Origin of the sequence: Achromobacter sp. RW408, assembly GCF_003184165.1 — a bacterium.
GTDB lineage: Bacteria > Pseudomonadota > Gammaproteobacteria > Burkholderiales > Burkholderiaceae_B > Achromobacter > Achromobacter xylosoxidans.
On the sequence record NZ_QHHO01000046.1, the window covers coordinates 129,911 to 152,090 of the forward strand.

Consider the following 22,180-nt stretch of genomic DNA (forward strand, 5'->3'; position numbering starts at 1 on the left):
GCGACCAGGACGGTCACGGGCGCAGCCGTGGTTCCTGCTGCACGCACTCCACCAGGAAATCCATCACCGCCTTGACCGACGGCGACCGGCGCAAGTCCGGAAACACCGCCAGCCACAGATCACGGGACGGCGCCTCGCCCGCCACCGCCAGCCGTTGCAGCATGGCGTCGCTGTCGCCAACGATCGTGGGCAGCACCACGGCGCCCAGCCCTGACCGCGCGGCCATCTGCTGCGCCGCCAGGTCACTGGCGGCAAAGACCACCGGCCGGTGGCGTCGGACCTGATGCAGCCAGGCCTGTTGCGGCAGGGCGTCGCCGCTCGCGTCATACGCGATGAAGCGCCACTGCTCGGCGGGCTGCTCCGCGTATCCGGCGCCGCCATACAGCGCGAATCGCACCACGCCGATTTTCCTGCGCACCAGCGCATCCTCTTCCGGGCGCACGGTACGCAGGGCGATGTCGGCCTCGCCGCGGTCCAGCGCCACCAGCGACAGCGACGGCAGCAGGACCACGTTCAGCTTCGGATGCCGCTCGCGCAGCGCGGCGATCCGCGGCGCGATGCAGTGGCTGGCCAGCGACGGCGGCGCGCTGACGCGGACCGTGCCGGCGACCTCGATCGAGGCAATGCGCGACAACTGTTCGACTCCCGTGGCGATCTCGTTCATGGCGCCGGCCAGCCGCGCCAGCGCGCGTCCGTCCTCGGTCAGCGGACGGCTGCGCGGCAGCCGGTCCACCAGCCGCAGGCCCAGGGATTTTTCCAGCGCGTCGATGCGGCGCCCCACGGTGGCATGCTCGACCCGCAGTTCACGGGCGGCCGCCGACAACGATTGGGTACGCGCCAAGACGGTGAAGTAATACAGGTCCTGCCAGTCGAACATCGGATTGTCCACTCACGCCGGGGATGATCGTGCGGGAGAAAACTCCCGGATCCTGATGCCGCTTTTACCATGCGCCGGCGCGGCGCCGAGCCGGTCCCGGCTTCCATGGCCTTCTAGGGTTCAAGCGCGACCTGCAGCGCGCGCTCCAGCGACACCCGCAGCATCTCGCCGTGGCCGAACTGCGCAAACGCCTCGTAGCGGGCATCCGCGCCGCCTTCGCGCAGGCCTTCCACCATCGCGCGCACGGCAGGCTGCAGGTCGATCGGCGTGCCATCCGGCCGCGTCGACGGCGCATTGGGCCGCTGGCGCGCCGGATCGCGCGGCTTGGTGCCCGCCAGCACAAGCACGCGCTTGCCGGCCGCGCGCCGCGCGTCGAAGCGCCGCCACTCCTGCAACAGGGCGCCATCAGCCCACCAGGCCGACGGGTCGCCCGTGATGTAGCGCGCGAACGTGTCCGGCCGCGTGAACAGCACGTGCAGCGCGAACAGGCCGCCATAGGAATGCCCCCACAGGTATTCGCGTCTGTCGTCGACCGCGGCGCGGCCGCGCACCAGCGGCTTGACCCGTTCGCGCAAGAGGGCCAGGAACTCGTCCGCGCCGCCTCCCTCGCGGCCCAGCACCACCGGATTCGGCTGGCGCGCGCCCTGCTCGAACACGGGCGGCGTGTAGTCATAGGCGCGCGCCACCACGTCGTTGCGCGTCGGCACGTCGTAGCCCACGGCCACCAGCACCGGCGCCCCGCCCGCGCCCAACCGCAGCAGGTCGGCATCGGTCAGCGTGGCCAGCGCCGCGTTGCCGTCGAGCATGTACAACACCGCGCTGCCGCCGGCCGGCGCGGCCTGGCGCGGCACGGCGATCTGGATGCGGTAGTGGCGCTTGCCATCGGCCGAATCGAGCCGGTGCGTTTCAAAGCGATAGAACGTCGACGGCCGGTCCGCCACGGTCTCGCCGACAAGCTGCGCGCCACGCGCGACCGGCGCGCCCGCATCGTTCGGCGTCGGAGCCTGCGCCTGCGCACCGGCGCTCCAGAGAACGCCGCTGAACAAGGCGGCTTGGCAAAGGCGGAACAGGATACGGGAGGACATCGGCTTCTCGGGATTGCGCGTGCCGCAGGGCGCCAGCCCGCCGGCGGAATGGAAAACGGTTCGGCACGCTGCAACGGCGGCGCCTGCCGCAGCATAGCCCAAATCATAATGGGACTTAATCCTGTTTGCAGACCAACACCCGCCGCGATTGCACGCGGCCGCCGCGCATTGGCGCGTCCGTTCCGGCAATTTCCTCACGCCCCCGGTGAATTCCTGGGGAATTCCCAGACCGATTCACGCCTTCTACGATGGCCGCCATCGATCGATGCCACGGCGCGCCGTCCCTCCCTCAACAAGGAATCCTTCGCAGTGAAAGCCATCCTGATAGAACGCTACGGCGGCCCCGAAGTCCTGCAGATGCGCGCGGACCATCCCATGCCCGATGCCGCGCCCGGCCACGTGGTGGCGCGGGTCGCCTACGCCGGCATCAACTTCATGGACGTGCACACCCGCCAGGGCAAGTATGCGGCCTCCGCCACCTATCCCGTCCGCCTGCCCTGCACCCTCGGCATGGAAGGCGCCGGCGAGATCGTCGCGGTCGGCGCCGGCGTCACGCACCTGGCGCCCGGCGACCGCGTCGCCTGGTGCATCGCCTGGGGCAGCTACGCCGAGTACGCCAGCGTGCCGGCGGCCAAGGTCGCCAGGATCCCCGACGCCATCCCATTCGACCTGGCCGCCGCCGCGATCTTCCAGGGCGCCACCGCGCACTACCTGATCGAGGACATCGCCCGGCTGGGCCCGGGCAGCACCTGCCTGATCCACGCGGCTTCCGGCAGCATCGGCCAATTGCTGGTGCAGATGGCCGCGCGGCGCGGCGCCACCGTGTTCGCCACCGCCAGCAGCGCGCAAAAGTGCGCCGTCGCCAGCGCGCGCGGCGCCCACCACGCCCTGCCCTACGACGACGGCCGCTTCGCCGACCGCATCCGCGAGGCCACCGGCGGCGCGGGCGTGGACGTGGTGTTCGACGCGGTCGGCAAGGCTACCCTGCGCGACAGCTTGCGCGCCTGCCGCGCGCGCGGCCTGGTCATCAACTACGGCAATGTCTCGGGCTCGGTCACCGACCTGGATCCGATCGAACTGGGCGAGGCCGGTTCGCTGTTCCTGACGCGGCCGCGGCTGGCCGACCACATGCGGGACGGCGTCACCGTGCAGCGCCGCGCCGACGCCGTGTTCGGCGCGCTGCTCGAAGGGTCGCTGGACATCGCCATCGAGGGCCGCTACGAAATGGAAGACGTGCAGCGCATCCATGCGCGGCTGGAAGCGCGCGAACAGATCGGCAAGTCGGTCATGCGCATCGGCGCCGCGCCGAACGCATAACCTTTGGTTATGGTCGCACCCGCACCACTCATTTGAACCTGTCGCCCGTCACGCCCACACTCTCACCGTCCAGCGCCAGGCCGTCCGATGCGGCCCGGCGGCCTGGACATTGGACCGCTGGGAATCCACGCCTGCAACACCCACAAGGCGGGATCACAACAATAGGCCGACAACCGCCGGACGCGCCGCGCGTCACGGCCTGGCCACGGATTGGATAGGGACGGAGAAGACATGACCTCATTGGCACAAACGGCGGCGGCGCCACGCCCGCCCGCCGGCGGCTCGTTTCACCCACGCCGGCGCAATGCCGCCATCGCGGTATTCCTGGTCGGGCTGGCCATCGCGCTCTACACCCACTACGCGCTGCCAGGCCAGACCAGCCTGTGGGGCCTGACGCCCGTGCTGGTGTTCGCCATCATCGCGCTGCTGGGCGTGGACATCGTGCTGTCCACCATCGCCGCCATCGTGCTCGGCGCCATCATGACGGGCACCACGCCCATCGCCATGAGCAAACTGCTGGCGGAATCACTGGGGTCGTTCATCGCGGTGGTCGGCCTGATCATCGTGCTCGGCGCCGGCGTGGGCGAAGTCGCCTCGCGCACCGGCGCCGCGGAACAGATGGTGCGCGCCATCGTGCGCCGCATCGGCCTGTCGAACCAGGTGCGCGTGCGCCTGGGCATCATGGTGACCTCGACCCTGATCTGCGGCGCGCTCGGCACCCTGGCCGGCGGCAACGCCATCATCGCGGCGGTGGTGATCCCCATCGCGGCGGCGGTGCGCCTGTCGCCGCCCGCGGTGGCCGCGCTGTTCCAGACCGCCGGCTCGGCCGGACTGGTGCTGGGGCCCTTCACGCCCAACGTGGTCACCGTGACCGGCCTGACCGGCTTGAGCTATCCGCAGTACCTGCTGGTGGCGGGCATCCCGATGGCCGTGGCGACGCTGCTGGCCGGCTGGTTCATGTCGGGCCGCATCCAGAAGATGACCGAGGCGACTCATCAATACGAGGAAGCCGGCGCCAGCATGGCCGCCCTCGACCTGGACGCCGCGCCGTCCCCCACGGCCCTGCGCGCGGCGTGGGCGTTCTGCCTGACCATCATCATCCTGGCGGTCGCCGGCGTGCTCGCCAAGGCCGGCTACGCCTTCGCCATCATCGTCATGGTGTCGCTGGCGGCCACCACCGGCCTGGCCGGCGGCATGGGCCCGCGCGCGATCCTGCAGGCGATGTATGCGGGCACCGGCAAGCTGATCTGGATCTTCTTCCTGTTCTGGCTGTTCAACCCGGTGCTGGTGCTGGTGGACCAGCTCAACGCCTACCACGCCGTGCTGGAACTGGCGAAGCCGCACCTGGCCGGCATCAGCGGCGCCATGCTGTGCGTCATCGTGCTGTGGTTCAACGTGATCGGCCACATCCCCGGCGCGGCGGTGGCGCAGATGACCTTCACCGCCAAGATCTTCGGCCCGCTGCTGGCGGCCGCCGGCGTCGGCCCCGCGGCCACCACGGCGGTTATCCTGGGCAGTTCGCAGATCGACTGGTTCGGCCCGTTCCCCACCTCGGACATGTTCGGCCAGATGGGCCTGGCGCGCTCGGGCGAGCTCAAATACATGCTCTACAACGGCTGGGCGGTGATCCTGGTGAACCTCTGCCTGTTCTCGTCCCTGTTCTTCTTCCTGGTCTGAGGAGATCGACCATGTTCCCCTTGGGATCGCAACCGCTGGACCGCAACGCCTTGCGCCAGCACGTCGACGCGGCGCTGGCGCCCTTGCTGGCCGCCACGCCCGCGCGGGTCTCGCTGAGCCTGCGCGACCTGGACGGCAACATCGTGCTGGCGCACCACGCCGACCGCGTGCAGCCATCGGCCAGCATCATCAAGGTGCCCATCCTGCTGGCGCTGCTCGAAGCGATGGCCAACGGCCGCTACGCGCTCGAACAGCCGCTGGCCCTGCCCGCTTGCGGCGACCGCGCCGGCGGCACCGGCATCCTGGCCCAACTGCCCAGCGTCGCCAGCCTGTCGCTGGCCGAGCTGGCGCGGTTGATGATCGTGCTCAGCGACAACGTCGCCACCAACGCGCTGATCGATCTGTTGGGCTTTGACGCGATCAACCAATGGAGCCAGCGCGCCGGACTGGCGGCAAGCCGCCTGCAACGCCGCATGATGGACGCCGCCGCGCGCGAAGCCGGCCGCGACAACTTCACCAGCGCCGACGATGCCACCGCCGCGCTCTGCTGGATGCTGCGCGACGGCATGCTGCCGCCGCCCTTGCGGACCTTCGCGCTCGACCTGCTGGCCGACCAGCGCGAGCGCGCCCACTTCGGCGCCGCGCTGCCGGCGCCAGCGCATCTGGCCAGCAAGGCCGGCCAGCTGCCAGGCCTGCGCCATGACGCCGGCATCCTCACCGTGGCGGACCGCAGCGTGGTGCTGGCGGTGCTGGCCGACGGCTTCACCGACTGGCAGACCGCGCAGACGCTCCAGGGCGGCGAAGGCGCCGCCCTGCTGGGGCAGATCGCGCGCGCGGTCGCGCTCGGCCTGAAAGCCCAGGCGCACACACACTGACAAGGAGCCCGCATGTCCATCAGAGTGGCAGCCATCCAGCTCGATAGCCGCCGTGACCGCGATGCCAACCTGGCGGCGCTGGAACATTGGATAACGGCCGCGGCCAACAACGGCGCGAAACTGATCGTCACGCCCGAGTACAGCGATGTGCGCGGCGACACACCAACGCTGCGCGCCGCCGCCAGTCCGATCCCCGGCGCGGTCACGGCGCGCATCGCCGCGCTGGCGCAACGCCACGCTTGCTGGATCCACCTGGGCTCGATGCATGAACGCCTGGCGGACCAGGACCGGCTCGGCAACACCGGCGTCACCTTCGCCCCGGACGGCAGCATCGCCGCCTCCTACCGCAAAGTCCACCTGTACGACGCGGTGGTCGACGGCATCCCCTACCGCGAATCCGCCGACTTCGCGCCCGGCGCGCACCTGCGGACCGTCGAGGCGGCGGGCCTGACGCTGGGCCTGAGCATCTGCTACGACCTGCGCTTCGCCGAACTCTACCGCGCGCTGCGCGCACGCGGCGCCAACGTGCTGGTGGTGCCCGCGGCCTTCAACCTGCACACCGGGCGCGATCATTGGGAAACCCTGCTGCGCGCCCGCGCCATCGAGAACCAGTGCTACGTGATCGCCGCCGCCCAGATCGGCGGCGACGGCCCGGGCCTGCCCTGCCTCGGCCGCAGCATGATCATCGACCCCTGGGGCACGGTGCTGGCCTGCATGCCGGACCGCACCGGCTACATCCTGGCCGACCTCGACCCGCAGCGCGTGGCCACGCTGCGCGCCGGCCTGCCGGCCTGGGAGCATCGCCGCACCGATCTCTACCCGGGTTGACCCGCGCGGCGGAAAGCGCCAGGGCCGGCATCGTTGCGGGCCTTGCGCGCAACGCGCCAGCCCGACCGCGGCCGCTCAGTAGCGCGCCCTACCCTCGCCCATGCGGGCGCCCATGACCATTTCGGTCACCCAGTTCACCAGTATCGAGGTATAGGCGCGTTGCGCCGGTTTTTCCGTCAGCGCGTGGTCGGCGCCGTCGATGATCCGGTGCGTCAACGAGTGCGATCGGCGAAACGCGGAGCGATAGCTCATGATGGTCGAATGCGGGATATAGCTGTCGTGTTCCGCCTCGACCAACAGCACGTCGCCGGCGAACGCCGTGCACGCCTTCAACGCGCGGTTCTCTTCCGGCGCGACGTAGACGCTGCGATAGGCGCGCAGGGTCTCGCGATCGAGCTGGTTCTTGGGCACCAGCCATTCGTCGTCACGATACAAGGCAGGCACATGCAGCGCCAGCCAACGCACCGGACGCAGCGTACTCAAAAGCGCCGCCAGGTAACCGCCGTAGCTGCTGCCCACCACGGCGATCGAACCGGAGTCCAGCGACGGATGCTGCGCCAGCCGGTCATAGGCCGCCACCACGTCGCGCAGATTGTCCTCGCGCGTCACCTCGCGTTGCCGCGCCTGCGTGGCGGCGTGTCCGCGCAGATCGAAGGTCAGGCAGACGCAACCCAGCGCGGCAATGCCCTTGGCGCGCGACAGGTCGAACTGCTGGCTGCCGCCCCAGCCATGAATGAACAGCACCCCCGGCACCTTGTCTTCCGGGGTAAGGAACGTGGCGTCCAGCGACACGCCATCCACGTCGAGCGCGAGCGGACTGCTATGCGCCGCCATCGGCCGCCTCCAGGATGCCGCCCGACTTGCTGATGGGCCCGACCGCCGCGTCGTGGCCGTGGAACACCAGGCGTTGCGTGATTGGCGCCGGTTCATCGGCGCCATAGCGCTCGCGGGTCGCGGCGCGCACTTCGCGCAGCGCGGGCGAGAGCGCGAAGGCCTGCATGGCGGCCAGTTCCGCGATGCTGGCGCCACCCGCGCGCCACGATTGTTCCAGCACGCCCGCGCGCGGCCGGCCATCGGCGCCGAGACCAAACGCCACATCGTAATTGCGCCGTGAGGCGACCAGCGCGGGATAGGCGGCCGATACCGCCGCGTCATACTGGCACGCCAGGTCGATCGCGCGGCGTTCACGGTCGGCGAGATCCAGCCTGCGCAAGGCATCGAAGCCGCCCCGCGCCACGCGCAGTTCCGAGCCGCCGTACACGAGGCAGCCCGCATTGTCGGGCGTCAGCGACTGCGTGCCGACATAGGCGATCTCCATTTTTCCCACCTTGGACCAGCCCACGCTGCAGGTTTCGACTTCGTCCAGGTCTTCCTCGATCACCAGGCCGAGCCGTCCCATCGTCCGCGCGCATTGGCGCTCCAAGGCCTGCCGCAGCGCATCCGCATCCGAGGCGACCTCCTGCCCGCGCCCAGCGGTCGCATCGGCAGGTTTCAACCGCACCGGCCCGCGTTGCAACAGCCGCAGGCCACCGGCCAGCGCGTCTTCCGGGCGGAACGCCGTGTAGCCGGCGAGCACCGCGTCACCCAATGCATCCGCCAGCGAGGCGACCCAACCCGCTGGCGCCGGTGCATCCGGCCGCGCCAGGCCATGGCTGATGGATTTGGTGGCGACGAAGGCATGCGGCACGACGCCACCATAGAGGTCGGCGATGCCCGAGATACCCAGGATGCTCGCGCGCGCCGCCCCGGCGATGCTGCGGTCGGGCACGTAATACGGAACCGGGCCGCCGCGATGGCGACTGGGCCGGTAATCGCGAACATGGCGCCCGCCCAACAGCGCGGCCAGGCGCGCCGCCAGGGCATCATGCGACGCCACTTCGTGCTCGGACGCCCGGGCGCGGCGAGGATAAGCGACCACGAGCGGGCCGTCTGCGAGAGAAAACGAGTTCATGGGCGCCACGCCAGCAAACGGCGTGCCCACGCAAAAAAGCCGGCAACGCTTGCGCGGTACCGGCTTTCAGCCAAAGGCGTCGGGAAACACCTTCAAGAATTCGACCACAGATAAGTGGTCGGGGCGAGAGGATTCGAACCTCCGACTCCTGCGTCCCGAACGCAGTACTCTACCAGGCTGAGCTACGCCCCGAGTCTGGGCATGGGCTTATACATCTCCCACACCCTACAGCTACTGACTTCGTTGCGCTCAGTGCAACCAAATCAACTCCCGCTTCGGCTTGAAGGTTTTGCCCTTCCCGCCTCGTGAATTCCAACCTTGCTCAAAGCAGCGCTTGCAGTGCTGTTTTCAACTAGCGATCTCGATTCACCGCGAAAGCGCAGAATTCTAACAGAGAATTTAGAAAAGGGGAAACGGGATATGCGGAAAGTGCTTCGCGGGCCCGATCCGCCTCGGCCACGGCGGCCTGGCGGGCGTGTTCCAACGCGTCCGTCGCCTGGATGGCGGCGGCCACGGCGGCAAAGTCGGCGTCGCCCGTCTTGATGGCGTCGCGGATCAATTGCTGCTGCTGCGGCGTTCCCACTTCCATTACGCGGATCAGCGGCAGCGTGGGCTTGCCCTCGCGCAGATCGTCGCCCACGTTCTTGCCCAGCGCGGCGGCGTCGCCGCTGTAGTCCAGCACGTCGTCGACCAACTGGAAGGCCGTGCCCACGTGGCGGCCATAGGCGGCGGCCGCGGCTTCCTGCTCGGGCGTGGCGCCCGCCAGCACCGCGCCGACCTGGGCAGCGGCCTCGAACAGCTTGGCGGTCTTGTAGCGCACGACCTGCAGGTAGCGCTCCTGGGAGACGTCCGGATCGTGCACGTTCAGCAACTGCAGCACCTCGCCCTCGGCGATGACCGTGGTGGCTTCGGACAGGATGCTCATGATGCGCATCGAGTCGGCCTCGACCATCATCTCGAACGAGCGCGAATACAGATAGTCGCCCACCAGCACGCTGGCCGCGTTGCCGAACACCGCGTTGGCGGTTTCGCGCCCGCGGCGCAGGTCGGACTCGTCGACCACGTCGTCATGCAGCAGCGTCGCGGTATGGATGAACTCCACCACGGCGGCCAGCAACTGGTGGTGCGTCCCTTGATACCCCAGCGCGCGCGCCACCATCAGCACCATCGCCGGGCGCATGCGCTTGCCGCCCGCGCCAATGATGTAGTCGCCGATCGTACGGATGAGCACCACATCGGAATTCAGCCGCTCGCGGATAACCGCATCGACGGCTTTCATATCGTCAACTATGGGAGCAATGAGCGCGGGGAGATTCAAGACGTATCCGGAGAGTGAAACGAGCTATATGTAACAGCTCTTACCGCTGGGCCGCCGGGATGGCGGGGGATTCGACCAGCGATTATACGGGCTGCCAGGAACCGGAGCCGGACGTAGCGACGCCCCTGCCCGGGGCGCGGAATCCCCCTCCGCCATCCCATCCGAACCGCCCCGCCCCCGTTTTTTCGGCTGCGCGCCACCCCGACGCGGCGCCCCGGCCACAGCTAAGCCCTTAGCCTGCAAGCGCTTTTTGACTTTTCCCCAGCCGCGGGCTAATATCCCGGATTCGGTCAGAGATGGCCGAATTACGTCGGTGAATTACGCGCGCTTGGTCTTGGCAACCCCATATTGGCAACCCCAATCTTGGCAACCCCAGGCAAGCACTGCCAGCCCAGCAGGGCCGGCAAGCGAATGAACCCATTTACCTATTTAAGGAATACCCCATGTACGCGGTCGTAAAAACCGGTGGCAAGCAGTACCGTGTTGCCATTGGCGAAAAACTCAAGGTAGAACAGATACCGGCTGACATTGGGCAAGAAATCACCCTGGATCAAGTGCTGTCCGTGGGCGAAGGCGACCAACTGAAAGTTGGTACGCCCCTCGTCGCCGGCGCCGTGATCAAGGCAACGGTTCTTGCGCAAGGCCGCCACGACAAGGTCAAGATCTTCAAGATGCGCCGTCGCAAGCACTATCAGAAGCGTCAGGGCCACCGTCAGAACTACACCGAAATCCGCATCGAAGCCATCACGGCCTAAGACGCGACTCGGCACCACATTAGCAGGAGCTAAACATGGCACAGAAAAAGGGCGGCGGCTCTACGCGAAACGGACGCGACTCAGAATCGAAGCGTCTGGGCGTCAAGGCTTTCGGCGGTGAACTGATTCCCGCTGGTTCGATCATCGTGCGTCAGCGCGGTACCCGTTTCCACGCTGGCGTGAACGTCGGCATGGGCAAGGACCACACCCTGTTCGCGCTGGTCGACGGCAAGGTTCAATTCGGCTTCAAGGGCGCGTTGAACAAGCAAACCGTTTCGATCGTCGCCGCCGAGTAATCCTCGACGCAGCACGGTCCGGCACGCGGCGCGGTCGCCTCAGCGATCCGCCGCCAGCCAGAACGGCAAAGCCCTGTCGCACGCGGCAGGGCTTTTTTTCCTTCGGGCCACCGCAAATGCGTGGCGGCCCTCGCCGCGCTGCGGCGACTCCCTATCTCATACACGCGCAGACATCATGAAATTCGTAGACGAAGCCACCATCGAAGTCGTCGCCGGCAAAGGCGGCAATGGCGTGGCGAGCTTTCGCCGCGAGAAATTCATTCCCAAGGGCGGCCCGGACGGCGGCGACGGCGGACGCGGCGGCAGCATCTTCGCCGTGGCTGATCGCAACATCAACACGCTGATCGACTTCCGCTACGCGCGCCTGCACCGCGCCAAGAACGGCGAAAACGGCCGCGGCTCGGACCAGTACGGCGCCGCCGCCCCGGACATCACGCTGCGCGTGCCCGTCGGCACCATCATCCATGACGCCGAGACCGGCGAAGTCCTGTTCGACCTGAACCGCCACGACCAGAAGGTCGTGCTGGCCGCCGGCGGCCAGGGCGGCATGGGCAACATGCATTTCAAGTCCAGCGTCAACCGCGCCCCGCGCCAGTGGACGCCCGGCAAGGAAGGCGAACACCGCTACCTGCGCATGGAACTGAAGGTGCTGGCCGACGTCGGCTTGCTGGGCCTGCCCAACGCCGGCAAGTCCACGCTGATCACCCGCATCTCGAACGCCAAGCCGAAGATCGCCGACTACCCGTTCACAACGCTGCACCCGAACCTGGGCGTGGTGCGCACCTCGCCGTCGCGCAGCTTCGTCGTGGCCGACATTCCCGGCCTGATCGAAGGCGCCTCCGAAGGCGCCGGCCTGGGCCACCTGTTCCTGCGCCACCTGGCGCGCACCCGCGTGCTGCTGCACCTGGTGGACGTGTCCACGCCCGATCCCGATGCCGATCCGGTGGAGCAGGCCGTGGTTGACGCCCGCGCCATCGTCGAGGAACTGCGCCGCTACGATCCCGAGCTGGCCGCCAAGCCGCGCTGGCTGGTGCTGAACAAACTGGACATGGTGGCCGATCCCGAGGACACCAAGCGCCGCTTCATCGAGCTGTACGACTGGAAGGGTCCGGTGTTCGGCATCTCCGGCCTGTCCGGCGACGGCACCCAGGACCTGATCTACGCGCTGCAGGACTACCTTGACGCCGAACGCGAAAAGGAACAACTGGCGCAGGACCAGGCCGATGGCACCTACGTGGCCGAAGATCCGCGTTTCGACGACACCCGCAGCGACGCCGACAACAAGACTGCCGCGCCGCGCGGCGACGAATAAGCCATAATCGCAATCTCGTTCGATTACGCCTTTTTTCGCGCCGCAGCCCGCCGCCATCATGTCTGCCGAATCACCCGCCGTTTCCGTCGTCGCCAATGCCCAGCGCCTCGTCGCCAAGGTCGGCTCATCGCTGGTCACCAATGAAGGCCGAGGCCTGGATCGCGCCGCCGTGGCGCACTGGGCGGCCCAGATCGCCGCGCTGCACAAGCAGGGCAAGCAGGTCGTGCTGGTCTCCAGCGGCGCCATCGCCGAAGGCATGGCCCGCCTGGGCTGGCGCAAACGCCCGTCGGTGATGCACGAACTGCAGGCCGCGGCGGCGGTGGGCCAGATGGGCCTGTGCCAGGCCTACGAGGCAGCCTTCGCCGAATACGGCCTGCGCACCGCGCAGATCCTGCTGACCCACGAAGACCTGGCAGACCGCCACCGCTACCTGAACGCGCGCAGCACGCTGTTCGCGCTGCTGCGCCTGGGCGTGGTGCCGATCGTGAATGAAAACGACACGGTGGTCACCGACGAGATCCGGCTGGGCGACAACGACACGCTGGGCGCGCTGGTCACCAACCTGATCGAAGCCGACACGCTGATCATCCTGACCGACCAGCGCGGCCTGTACGACTCCGACCCCCGCAAGAATCCCGACGCCAAATTCATGGCGCACGTCCAGGCCGGCGATCCGGCGCTGGAAGCCATGGCTGGCGGCGCCGGCAGCGGCATCGGCACCGGCGGCATGCTGACCAAGGTGCTGGCGGCCAAGCGCGCCGCGCACAGCGGCGCGCACACCGTGATCGCCTCCGGCCGCGAACGCAACGTGCTGACGCGCCTGGCGCAAGGCGAATGCATCGGCAGCGAACTGCGCGCCGTGCTGCCGGTGTGGTCGGCGCGCAAGCAGTGGCTGGCCGATCACCTGCGGCTGCGCGGCCGCGTGGTGCTCGATGACGGCGCCGTGCAGGCCCTGCTGCGTGAAGGCAAGAGCCTGCTGCCAATCGGCGTGGTGGACGTGGAAGGCGAATTCGGCCGCGGCGACGTGGTCGCCTGCGTCGACAGCCAGGGCCGCGAATGCGCGCGCGGCCTGATCAACTATTCCTCCGTGGACACCCGACGCATCCTGCGCCAGCCGTCATCGCAGATCGCCCGCATCCTGGGCAGCATGACCGACCCCGAGCTGATGCACCGCGACAACCTGGTCGTGCTCTGACAGCGCGCGGGCGGCGCCCCTCCCTCTTCCCGAACAAGGCGGCATCCGCCGCCCGTTGGCGCAATCGAATGCGCGCCTGTACCGGCGCGATGCTCCCCTACCTATGTAATTCGAATATCACATTAGTAGGAATTTCCGCGGCATGGTGTTGGAGCACGCGCGGGACCGCGTCCTAGTCGTGGGGCGCCGGCACGCCTTGCGGCATCAACATGTACCCCCACCCGCGCACCGCCAGCACCGGCAGGTCGATGTTGAGGCGGCGGGCCTTGCTGCGCAGGCGCGACACCAGCACATCCACGCGCCGCGCGCCGTCCATGGGGTCGCGTGTGGCCTCGGGGAAGAAGCCTTCGCGGGGCAGGCACTGATGCGGGGCGTTCAGCAGGCTGACAAAGAAGGCGCGTTCAGTGTTGGTCAGCGGCAATCGTTCGCCCGCGGGGCCGGCCAGCATCCGGCCGCGGCCATCGACACGCCAGCGCGGCAATGTGTCGGTCTCTGCGCGCCGGCAACGGATCAGGTTGCGCAGCACCGCATCCCATTCCGCGATGTTCGCCTGCAACGGCACGCAGGCATGGGCGCCGGCGTCGAGCGCCGCGATGCGGGCCGTGGGGGAATCTTCGGAGGATTGCCACACGACTGCGCTACCAGATGCGGCCCGACGCAGTTCGGCAATCAGTTGCGACAGATTGTCGCTCGTGCCGCGCAACACGACGATGTCGGCCGGTTCGCTGCGCAGCCGTGCCAACAGGCTGTCTGGGGACCGGCACAGGCCGACCTCCCACTGAAGTTGACGCAAGGTGTGCACAAACTTGTTGCACGCCATTCCACCAAGTTGCACGACGAGGACGTAACCTCTTTCCTGCATGTGCTGCCTCTCCGAACTTATCACCTAAGTAATATTTATATCTACCAAAGTGCCTACAGTGCAAGCTTCAATCGACGCGTGAAAACTTTTTCAGACCGACTGAAGCACGCCCGTCTTTTGCGTGGCCACACGCAGAAAGCCCTCGCTCGCATGGCCCGACTGTCGCAAAGCGCGATCGGCAGTTATGAGAGCGGGCTGAGGCATTCGAGCCGTTCACTGCGCAAACTGGCGCAGGTATTGAAGGTGGAACTCGAATGGCTGGAGACGGGCAAGGGCCCCATGGAATTGCCCATGGAAGGCTATGACCTGAGCGACACATTGCCGGCGACCGGCGTGTCCGAGCCGTTGCCGCGCGCCATTGCCCGCCGCGGGCGTCCCCTGGCGCCGTGGCCCTTCCCCAATATTGCGCCGGCGCAGTTCGATACGCTGACGGCGGACGACCGGTTGGTGCTCGAAGCGCTGAACCAGACCTTTATCGAAGCCTCCCAGGCGCGCCGCGGCATCAAACCGCGCGGCCGCAAGAGTTGAGGATGGCCGCCGCGATTGCGATGGCAGGATGAAAAAAGCCCGGCGATGCCGGGCTTTTTTCATGGCCGTGAATCGCCGCTCAGGGCTTGGCGGGAGCCGGTGCGGTGGCCGGGGCGGCGCCGCCCGCGGCCGGGGCGCTTTCGCCACGGATCTTGGCGGCGATGTCGGAAGCGGCCTGGGCCGACGGCACGCCGAAAGCCAGCACGCCACGGTTCAGGGGTTCGCCGATGCGCGGCGCCGCGATCAGTTCACGGTCGATCACCAGCGCCAGCATGTTGCCGACGTTCTTGCTGCTGACGTCATTGAGCTTGCGCGCGCCGGCGTCGGAGAAGCGCAGGCCGACGAAGTTGGCGCCCTGGCGATCGACCAGGGCGGCCGCTTCGGTCAGGTCGGCGCGGGTCAGCACCGGTTGCTGCTGCATGTAGATCTTGCCGTCGGGCAGGTTCACCTCGACCAGGCCGGGGCCCGATTGGGTCTGGGCGACGTAGAACTCGACCACCGCGGCGGTGGCCGGTTGCGTGGACGATTGCTGCTGTCCGGCCGCGTCGGGCGTGGCGGCGGCGCCGGATTTGGTCGGGGCGGTCTTGCAACCCGCAAGCGCAAGGGTCATGACAACCAGGGCGGGCGCCAGTTTGCGTAGGGTCAGTTGCATGCTCGTTTCCTTCTTGAGTGGACTGGGGCCGGTGGGCGGACCGCCGGCTGACGTGAAAAAGTGTACAGAACCTGTATGGCACTGTCTCCGCAGACTGATTCCAAATGTAAACCGGTACTACCAGCGTGCGCCGCCCCACTGCGGCGGCGCAGCATGGCCGCTATTCGCCTGCCGGCCGGGCAGGCTCTATACTTCGCTTTCGCGCAGGGGTACTCGTCGCGCCAGAACGGCCCGACGTGTTGAGAGAGTCCCTTCGTACCAGTACGGATAATGCCGATGCTGGGAGCCGTATTCCCGCCATGCCCGCATGGCGGGAGTCCATTCCCGATCGGCTCCAAACCATTCGCTTGGAGCTTTCCATGAACGCCAATCCCAAATTCCTGGCCGCCACCGCCGAAGTCGACGCGGCCGCGGTCGCCCCGTTGCCCAAATCCCGCCGGGTCTACGAGGTCGGCTCCCGTCCCGACATCCGCGTCCCGTTCCGCGAGATCGAGCAGGACGACACGCCCACCATGTTCGGTGGCGAAAAGAACCCGCCGCTGACCGTCTACGATTGCAGCGGCCCCTACACCGACCCCGACGTCAAGATCGACATCCGCCGCGGCCTGCCGGAAGTGCGCCGCGCCTGGATCGACGAGCGCGGCGACACCGAAGTGCTGTCGGGTCCGACCAGCGAGTACGGCAAGCAGCGCCTGACCGATCCCAAGCTGACGGCCATGCGCTTCGACCTGCAACGCCCGCCGCGCCGCGCGGTGGCCGGCGCCAACGTCTCGCAGATGCACTACGCGCGCCGCGGCATCATCACGCCCGAGATGGAATACGTGGCGATCCGCGAAAGCCTGCGCCGCGAGCACTACCTGCAGACGCTGCGCGACAGCGGTCCGGACGGCGAGAAGATGGTCAAGCGCCTGCTGCGCCAGCACCCGGGCCAGTCGTTCGGCGCCGCCATCCCCGCCGCCATCACGCCGGAATTCGTGCGCGACGAGATCGCGCGCGGCCGCGCCATCATTCCCGCCAACATCAACCACCCGGAAGTCGAGCCGATGGCGATCGGCCGTAATTTCCTGGTCAAGATCAACGCCAACATTGGCAACTCGGCCGTCAGTTCGGGCATCGGCGAGGAAGTCGAGAAGATGACCTGGGCGATCCGCTGGGGCGGCGACACGGTCATGGACCTGTCGACGGGCAAGCACATCCACGAAACGCGTGAATGGATCATCCGCAATTCGCCGGTGCCGATCGGCACGGTGCCGATCTACCAGGCGCTGGAGAAGGTGGACGGCAAGGCCGAGGAACTGACCTGGGAGATCTTCCGCGACACGCTGATCGAGCAGGCCGAACAGGGCGTGGATTACTTCACGATCCACGCCGGCGTGCGCCTGCCGTTCATTCCGATGACGGCGGACCGCATGACGGGCATCGTTTCGCGCGGCGGCTCGATCATGGCCAAGTGGTGTCTGGCGCACCACAAGGAAAGCTTCCTGTACGAGCGCTTCGAGGAAATCTGCGAAATCATGAAGGCCTACGACGTCAGCTTCTCGCTGGGCGACGGCCTGCGCCCGGGCTCAGGCTACGACGCCAACGACGAAGCCCAGTTCGCGGAACTGAAGACGCTGGGCGAGCTGACGCAGGTCGCCTGGAAGCACGACGTGCAGGTGATGATCGAAGGCCCCGGCCACGTGCCGATGCAGATGATCAAGGAAAACATGGAGCTGCAGCTGGAACACTGCCACGAGGCGCCGTTCTACACGCTGGGCCCCCTGACGACCGACATCGCGCCGGGCTACGACCACATCACCTCGGGCATCGGCGCGGCGCTGATCGGCTGGTACGGCACGGCGATGCTCTGTTACGTGACGCCCAAGGAACACCTGGGGCTGCCGAACAAGAAGGACGTGAAGGACGGCATCATCACGTACAAGATCGCGGCGCATGCGGCGGACCTGGCCAAGGGCCATCCGGGCGCGGCGATCCGCGACAACGCGCTGTCCAAGGCGCGCTTCGAGTTCCGTTGGGACGACCAGTTCAACCTGGGCCTGGATCCGGACACGGCCAAGGAGTTCCACGACGAAACGCTGCCGAAGGACTCGATGAAGGTGGCGCACTTCTGCTCGATGTGCGGGCCGCACTTCTGCAGCATGAAGATCACCCAGGATGTGCGCGATTACGCGGCGTCGCAGGGCGTGAGCGAAAAAGACGCCCTGCAGAAAGGCATGCAGGAGAAGTCGATCGAGTTCGTGAAGAAAGGCGCCGAGGTTTACCACCGGCAGTGAGGTTCCGAACCGATCCCCCTTGCCGGACTGGCCGCTGATGGCGGTGGTCCGGCGGACACGGGGAAGATGAAAAAGGCCTGGAAGCGCTGCTCCAGGCCTTTTTTGTTATCCGCGGTTTTTTTGCGGAGTTGGTCCGATCTTTGATTGCGCGCGGTGAGGTCCTTGAAACGCCCGCCGACAAGCGCAAGAAAAACTACAGCAGCTTTCCGGGATTCATGATCCCCTTGGGATCCAGCACCCGCTTGATCTCCCGCATCAACCGCAACTCCACCGCATCCTTGCTATGCAGGAAGTGGTCGCGCTTGAGCTGCCCGATGCCGTGTTCCGCGCTGATGCTGCCGCCGTACCGGTTGACCTCGTCGAGCACCGCGTCGGTGATCGCGGCGCCGTGTTCGGCCACCCAGCCGCGCTCGGCGTCGGCGGGACGCGAGAGGTTGTAATGCAGGTTGCCGTCGCCGAAGTGCCCGAAGATGAAGGGGCGGATGTCCGGGTACAGCGCGCGTACGCGCGCTTCGGCGGAAACCATGAAGTCGGGGATGCGTTCGATCGGCAGCGACACGTCATGCTTGAGATGCGGACCGTCGGCGCGCTGCGCTTCGGAGATTTCCTCGCGCAGTTTCCACAGCGCCTGCAACTGGGCCAGCGAGGCCGAGACGGCGGCATCCAGGCACAGGCCGCGTTCGAGCGCGGTGCCGATCACGTTTTCCAGCAGCGCGGTCAGGGCGGCTTCGTCGGCCGTGTCGGCCAGTTCGACCAGCACGTAGGCCGGATAACGTTGGTCGAACGGCTCCTGCACGCCCGCGGCATGGGCCAGGACCAGGTCGAGGCAGTCGCCGGAAAAATACTCGAAAGCCTGCAAGCGGGCGCCGCATTGTTCGAACAGGATTTCGAACAATTGCAGGGCCTGGGCCGGGGATTCGACAGCGGCCAGCACCACGGAACGCACGTCGGTGCGCGGGAACAGGCGCAGCGCCACGGCGGTGATGACGCCGAGCGTGCCTTCGGAGCCGATCAGCAGCTGCTTGAGGTCGTAGCCGGTGTTGTCCTTGCGCAGGGTGCGCAGGCCGTTGAAGATCTCGCCGTTGGGCAGCACCGCTTCCAGGCCCAGCACCAGTTCGCGCGCCATGCCGTAGCGCACCACGTTGACGCCGCCGGCATTGGTGGCAACGTTGCCGCCGATCTGGCTGGAGTCCTCGGCGGCCAGGCTCAAGGGCAGCAGCCGGCCGGCGTCCTGCGCCGCGCGGCGCAGGTTGCCGAGGATGCAGCCGGCTTCGGCGACCATCGTGTTGGCGACGGTGTCGATGGCGCGCACGGCGCTCATGCGGTCCAGGCTGAGGACCACGTTGATGGGCGCGGCATCAGGCGTGGCGCCGCCACACAGGCCGGTGTTGCCGCCGCGCGGCACCACCGGCACGCCGGCCTCGTTGCAGAGCGCCAGGCAGGTGGCGACCTCGGCGGTGGTGCGCGGGCGGACCACCGCCTGGGCGTGGCCGTTGTACAAGCCACGCCAGTCGGACAGCCAGGGCGCGATGTCGTCGCTGGCGGTGAAGACGGTGTCGGGGCCCAAAGCCTGGACCAGGCGCTGGGCGATGTCGGTTGTGGTCATGATGTCTGCCTGGAGGCGGGAAAGAGGGAATCGAGGCGCAGGCGGCCGGCAGCCTGGCGCAGGTGGCGTTCGGCCGTCAGCCGCGCGCGCGCCGCATCGCGGTCGCGGATGGCCTCGAACACGGCGACGTGTTCGTGGTGCACGGCATCCGTCATGCCGGCCAGTTGGCGGCTGTTGGCGCGCGCGGTGCTGACAGCCAGGCGCAATTGCAGATTCAAGTACTGCAGCAGGTCCTGGTAGAACGGATTGTGGGTCGCGGCCGCGATCGCCAGGTGGAAGGCGATGTCGTGTTCGACTCCATGTTCAGGATGGTGCTGGTGCCGTTCCAGGTCGGCCAGGGCGCGAGCCAGGGCGTCCAGGTCGGCGGCGTTGCGGCGCTCGGCCGCCAGCGCGGCGGCGCCGCCTTCGAGTTCCATGCGCAGTTCGTAGACGCTGGCAAGTTGTTCGCGGCTGACGGCGATGTCGACCGGCACCTGGAAGCCCTGCGCACCGGTGCGCGCCAACACCACGCAACCCGAGCCCTGGCGGCTCTGGATCAGGCCCTGGGCGCGCAGGCGCTCGGTGACTTCGCGAATGACGGCGGCGCTGACGCCGTACTGCTCGGCCAGGATGCGGCCGGACGGCAGCTTGGCGCCCACGGGATAGACGCCATGGGCGATGTCGTCCGCGATCTGGCGGGCGACCTGTTCGGTGAGGGTCAGGCTCTTGGTCAGCATAGGGGCGAAGTATAACCCGTACTTTTCAGGTTATCTGATAACTTTTGGCAGTCCCTTCCGTGTCCGGTCGGTGCGGACCCGCCGCGCTTCAGGCGGCCGCGGCGGCGTCACCGGGCCGCAGCGCGTCCTCGGCATCCGGCAGGCCGGCGACGGAACAGCGGCGGCCGCCGCGGGCCTTGGCGCGGTACAGCGCGGCATCGGCGGAATCCAGCACCGCCTGCGCCTTGCGGTTGGCGCCGGAGATGATCGAAATGCCGATCGACAGCCCGACGCTGACGCGCGTGCCGTCGGCCAGCACGATGGGCTGGCTGGCATCATGCAGCAAGTGGTTGCCCAGCCGCAGCGCGGCGGTGGCGTCGATGCCGGTGGCCAGCACGATGAATTCGTCGCCGCCGATGCGGGCGGCCACGTCGTCCACCCGCAACATGGCGCGCATGCGCTGTGCGATGGTCTTGAGCACGTGGTCGCCGGCGGCATGGCCGTGGGTGTCGTTGATGATCTTGAAGTCGTCCATGTCCATGTAGAACAGCGCGGCGGCGCTGTCATGCTCGCGCGCGCTGGTGCAGATGCGCTCGAGCGCCGCTTCCAGGCCGGCGCGGTTGGCAAGGCCGGTCAGCGCGTCCTGGCTGGCGCGGCGCTCGTTCTCGCGCTCGGCCAGCATGGTGGACACCAGGATGCGCCGCAGCCGTTGCGAGGCGATGCTCATGCTGACCAGGTAGAACGGGATCTGGATGAAGACGATGGCGGTGACGTATTCGCCGGCGAACAGCGCGCCCAGGCACATCGGCCCCAGGCTCAGGAATATCATCGCCGCCACCAGCCGCGGCGCGCCGTAGTTGCGAAAACAGATGCCGCCCGCCATGGCGCCGCAGGACACGCCGGCCAGCGTGGCGGCCAGCCAGTCATGGTTGAGGAACGTGACGAAGACCCCATAGCCGACGCTGAACGCCCACAGCAGCGCCAGCACGATGTAGACGTCGGTATGGGTGCTGCCGCCGCGGGCGGCATTGCGCAACGCCGAGCGCAGGACGGTGACGCGCACCACGGCCAGCAGGATCTCCAGGATCAGCCAGGAAATATAGAGCGGCTCGGGCCGGCGCCAGGCGACCACGCCGGAGATCATCAGGGTATTGATGACGCCGCCGGCAAAGATCGGCAACGTGCCGAACAGACTGGCGATCAAGGCGGCGCGGATGTCCGCGGGCGTGTCCTGCCCGGAATGCGTCAACCAACGGGTCAGCCGCCACTTGGGCAGGCTGAAGCTCAATCCTGTGTCCACACCGTTACGTCCAAAGCTGGCTGCCACGGAGCGGCAGGCTGGCTGGCGTTATAGCAGGTATTTCAAGCCTTTAATATTGTCCGCGAGGGCAATGGCGGGCCGCTTTAAAGGGGTCGGGATGTGCCGATGATGGCCGGATCAGTGCCCACGCGCGCCACAGACCGCGCACTCGGGATCACGCTGGACATTGACGCTGCGCCACTGCATGGTGCGCACGTCCAGCCATAGCAGGCGCCCCGACAGGCTCTCGCCCACGCCGGACAGCAGCTTGAGGGCCTCGGCCGCCTGCATGCTGCCGATGATGCCAACCACCGGCGCAAACACGCCCATGGTGGCGCAGTTGGCCTCTTCGACGTCGTCCGCCTCGGGAAACAGGCAGTGGTAGCACGGCGCGTCCGGATCGCGCAGGTCGTAGACGCTGACCTGGCCGTCGAAACGGATGGCGGCGCCAGACACCAGCGGCTTGCGGTGCTGCACACAGGCGCGGTTGATGGCGTGGCGGGTGGTGAAGTTGTCGGTGCAGTCCAGCACCAGGTCGGCCTGCGCCACGGCGTCGGACAGGGCCTGGCCCTGCAGCCGCTCGACGCGGGCATGCACGCGGGTCTGGGGATTGAAAGCCGCCAGCATGTCGCGCCCGGACTCGGCCTTGGGCCGGCCCACGCTCGCAGTGGTGTGGAGGATCTGGCGCTGCAGGTTGCTGAGCTCGACGACGTCGTCGTCGGCCAGCGTGATCTCGCCGACGCCAGCGGTGGCCAGGTAGAGCGCGGCGGGCGAACCC

21 protein-coding genes and 1 tRNA gene are annotated in these 22,180 nt (G+C 67.7%); 10 read left to right on the plus strand and 12 right to left on the minus strand.

Translation table 11 applies throughout. The features are described 5' to 3' along the window. Positions 1-13 precede the first annotated feature (13 nt). Together DK459_RS10615 and DK459_RS10620 are read right to left on the minus strand one after the other, a co-directional pair. Positions 14-877, minus strand: coding sequence for a LysR family transcriptional regulator (locus tag DK459_RS10615; protein ID WP_020926031.1), 864 nt, complete (start codon positions 875-877; stop codon positions 14-16). A gap of 113 nt (positions 878-990) precedes the next feature. Continuing rightward, on the minus strand, positions 991-1,962 hold the full coding sequence (locus DK459_RS10620; protein ID WP_070540073.1) for an alpha/beta hydrolase: 972 nt from the start codon (positions 1,960-1,962) through the stop codon (positions 991-993). Positions 1,963-2,271: 309 nt separating this feature from the next. On the opposite strand from DK459_RS10620, the gene DK459_RS10625 reads away from it, so the two are divergent. The 4 genes from DK459_RS10625 to DK459_RS10640 all read left to right on the plus strand — a co-directional run bounded on the left by DK459_RS10625 (position 2,272) and on the right by DK459_RS10640 (position 6,659). After that, positions 2,272-3,279, plus strand: coding sequence for a quinone oxidoreductase (locus tag DK459_RS10625; protein ID WP_110134709.1), 1,008 nt, complete (start codon positions 2,272-2,274; stop codon positions 3,277-3,279). Between the two features lie 231 nt (positions 3,280-3,510). Continuing rightward, positions 3,511-4,956 (plus strand): gluconate:proton symporter, encoded by a 1,446-nt coding sequence (locus tag DK459_RS10630; RefSeq protein ID WP_110134710.1) that lies wholly within the window; start codon positions 3,511-3,513, stop codon positions 4,954-4,956. An 11-nt stretch (positions 4,957-4,967) separates the two neighbouring features. Next, positions 4,968-5,831: a serine hydrolase gene (locus DK459_RS10635; RefSeq protein WP_024070630.1), complete on the plus strand. Its 864-nt coding sequence runs from the start codon at positions 4,968-4,970 to the stop codon at positions 5,829-5,831. Positions 5,832-5,843: 12 nt separating this feature from the next. Then, positions 5,844-6,659 (plus strand): carbon-nitrogen hydrolase family protein, encoded by an 816-nt coding sequence (locus DK459_RS10640; protein WP_110134711.1) that lies wholly within the window; start codon positions 5,844-5,846, stop codon positions 6,657-6,659. A 75-nt stretch (positions 6,660-6,734) separates the two neighbouring features. On the opposite strand, the gene DK459_RS10645 is transcribed toward DK459_RS10640, so the two are convergent. The 4 genes from DK459_RS10645 to ispB form a co-directional block, all read right to left on the minus strand. After that, on the minus strand, positions 6,735-7,493 hold the full coding sequence (locus tag DK459_RS10645) for a S9 family peptidase (protein ID WP_006389963.1): 759 nt from the start codon (positions 7,491-7,493) through the stop codon (positions 6,735-6,737). Further along, positions 7,480-8,610, minus strand: a complete 1,131-nt coding sequence (locus tag DK459_RS10650; protein WP_070540079.1) for a DUF3182 family protein — start codon at positions 8,608-8,610, stop codon at positions 7,480-7,482. Before DK459_RS10650 ends, DK459_RS10645 begins: the two co-directional genes overlap by 14 nt. Positions 8,611-8,725: 115 nt before the next feature. Beyond that, positions 8,726-8,802: transfer RNA gene (locus DK459_RS10655), tRNA-Pro, on the minus strand. A 160-nt stretch (positions 8,803-8,962) separates the two neighbouring features. Next, complete coding sequence (gene ispB / locus DK459_RS10660; protein WP_006389961.1) at positions 8,963-9,928, minus strand: octaprenyl diphosphate synthase; 966 nt, start codon at positions 9,926-9,928, stop codon at positions 8,963-8,965. A gap of 443 nt (positions 9,929-10,371) precedes the next feature. Here ispB and rplU point away from each other — a divergent pair, with 443 nt between their 5' ends. The 4 genes from rplU (at position 10,372) to proB (ending at position 13,486) form a co-directional block, all read left to right on the plus strand. After that, positions 10,372-10,683, plus strand: coding sequence for a 50S ribosomal protein L21 (rplU, locus tag DK459_RS10665; protein WP_006389960.1), 312 nt, complete (start codon positions 10,372-10,374; stop codon positions 10,681-10,683). A 35-nt stretch (positions 10,684-10,718) separates the two neighbouring features. Continuing rightward, positions 10,719-10,979, plus strand: a complete 261-nt coding sequence (rpmA, locus tag DK459_RS10670) for a 50S ribosomal protein L27 (RefSeq protein WP_006389959.1) — start codon at positions 10,719-10,721, stop codon at positions 10,977-10,979. A 175-nt stretch (positions 10,980-11,154) separates the two neighbouring features. Then, positions 11,155-12,291: a GTPase ObgE gene (gene obgE / locus DK459_RS10675; protein WP_024070633.1), complete on the plus strand. Its 1,137-nt coding sequence runs from the start codon at positions 11,155-11,157 to the stop codon at positions 12,289-12,291. Positions 12,292-12,349: 58 nt separating this feature from the next. Further along, the gene (gene proB, locus DK459_RS10680; protein ID WP_006389957.1) at positions 12,350-13,486 is read left to right on the plus strand and encodes a glutamate 5-kinase; all 1,137 of its coding nucleotides are present in this window, start codon (positions 12,350-12,352) and stop codon (positions 13,484-13,486) included. A gap of 172 nt (positions 13,487-13,658) precedes the next feature. Here proB and DK459_RS10685 read toward each other — a convergent pair whose 3' ends face one another. Next, the gene (locus DK459_RS10685) at positions 13,659-14,348 is read right to left on the minus strand and encodes a response regulator transcription factor (RefSeq protein ID WP_070540083.1); all 690 of its coding nucleotides are present in this window, start codon (positions 14,346-14,348) and stop codon (positions 13,659-13,661) included. A gap of 78 nt (positions 14,349-14,426) precedes the next feature. Between DK459_RS10685 and DK459_RS10690 the strand changes: the two genes are divergently transcribed. After that, positions 14,427-14,876 carry a helix-turn-helix domain-containing protein gene (locus tag DK459_RS10690; protein WP_076472060.1) on the plus strand — a complete coding sequence of 150 codons (450 nt, stop codon included), beginning with the start codon at positions 14,427-14,429 and terminating at the stop codon, positions 14,874-14,876. Positions 14,877-14,955: 79 nt separating this feature from the next. On the opposite strand, the gene DK459_RS10695 is transcribed toward DK459_RS10690, so the two are convergent. After that, positions 14,956-15,528, minus strand: a complete 573-nt coding sequence (locus tag DK459_RS10695) for a hypothetical protein (RefSeq protein ID WP_006389953.1) — start codon at positions 15,526-15,528, stop codon at positions 14,956-14,958. A gap of 359 nt (positions 15,529-15,887) precedes the next feature. On the opposite strand from DK459_RS10695, the gene thiC reads away from it, so the two are divergent. Next, positions 15,888-17,801: a phosphomethylpyrimidine synthase ThiC gene (gene thiC, locus DK459_RS10700; RefSeq protein WP_006389952.1), complete on the plus strand. Its 1,914-nt coding sequence runs from the start codon at positions 15,888-15,890 to the stop codon at positions 17,799-17,801. A gap of 193 nt (positions 17,802-17,994) precedes the next feature. Here thiC and DK459_RS10705 read toward each other — a convergent pair whose 3' ends face one another. The 4 genes from DK459_RS10705 to DK459_RS10720 all read right to left on the minus strand — a co-directional run. Next, complete coding sequence (locus DK459_RS10705; RefSeq protein WP_070540085.1) at positions 17,995-19,407, minus strand: FAD-binding oxidoreductase; 1,413 nt, start codon at positions 19,405-19,407, stop codon at positions 17,995-17,997. After that, complete coding sequence (locus DK459_RS10710; protein WP_070540089.1) at positions 19,404-20,123, minus strand: FadR/GntR family transcriptional regulator; 720 nt, start codon at positions 20,121-20,123, stop codon at positions 19,404-19,406. Before DK459_RS10710 ends, DK459_RS10705 begins: the two co-directional genes overlap by 4 nt. An 88-nt stretch (positions 20,124-20,211) precedes the next feature. Further along, a complete protein-coding gene (locus DK459_RS10715; protein ID WP_070540092.1) occupies positions 20,212-21,402 on the minus strand; it encodes a GGDEF domain-containing protein in 1,191 nt (396 codons plus the stop codon). 138 nt (positions 21,403-21,540) lie between these two features. Beyond that, positions 21,541-22,180 (minus strand): HesA/MoeB/ThiF family protein (locus tag DK459_RS10720; RefSeq protein WP_053532873.1); only part of this gene is annotated, 640 nt, incomplete at its 5' end.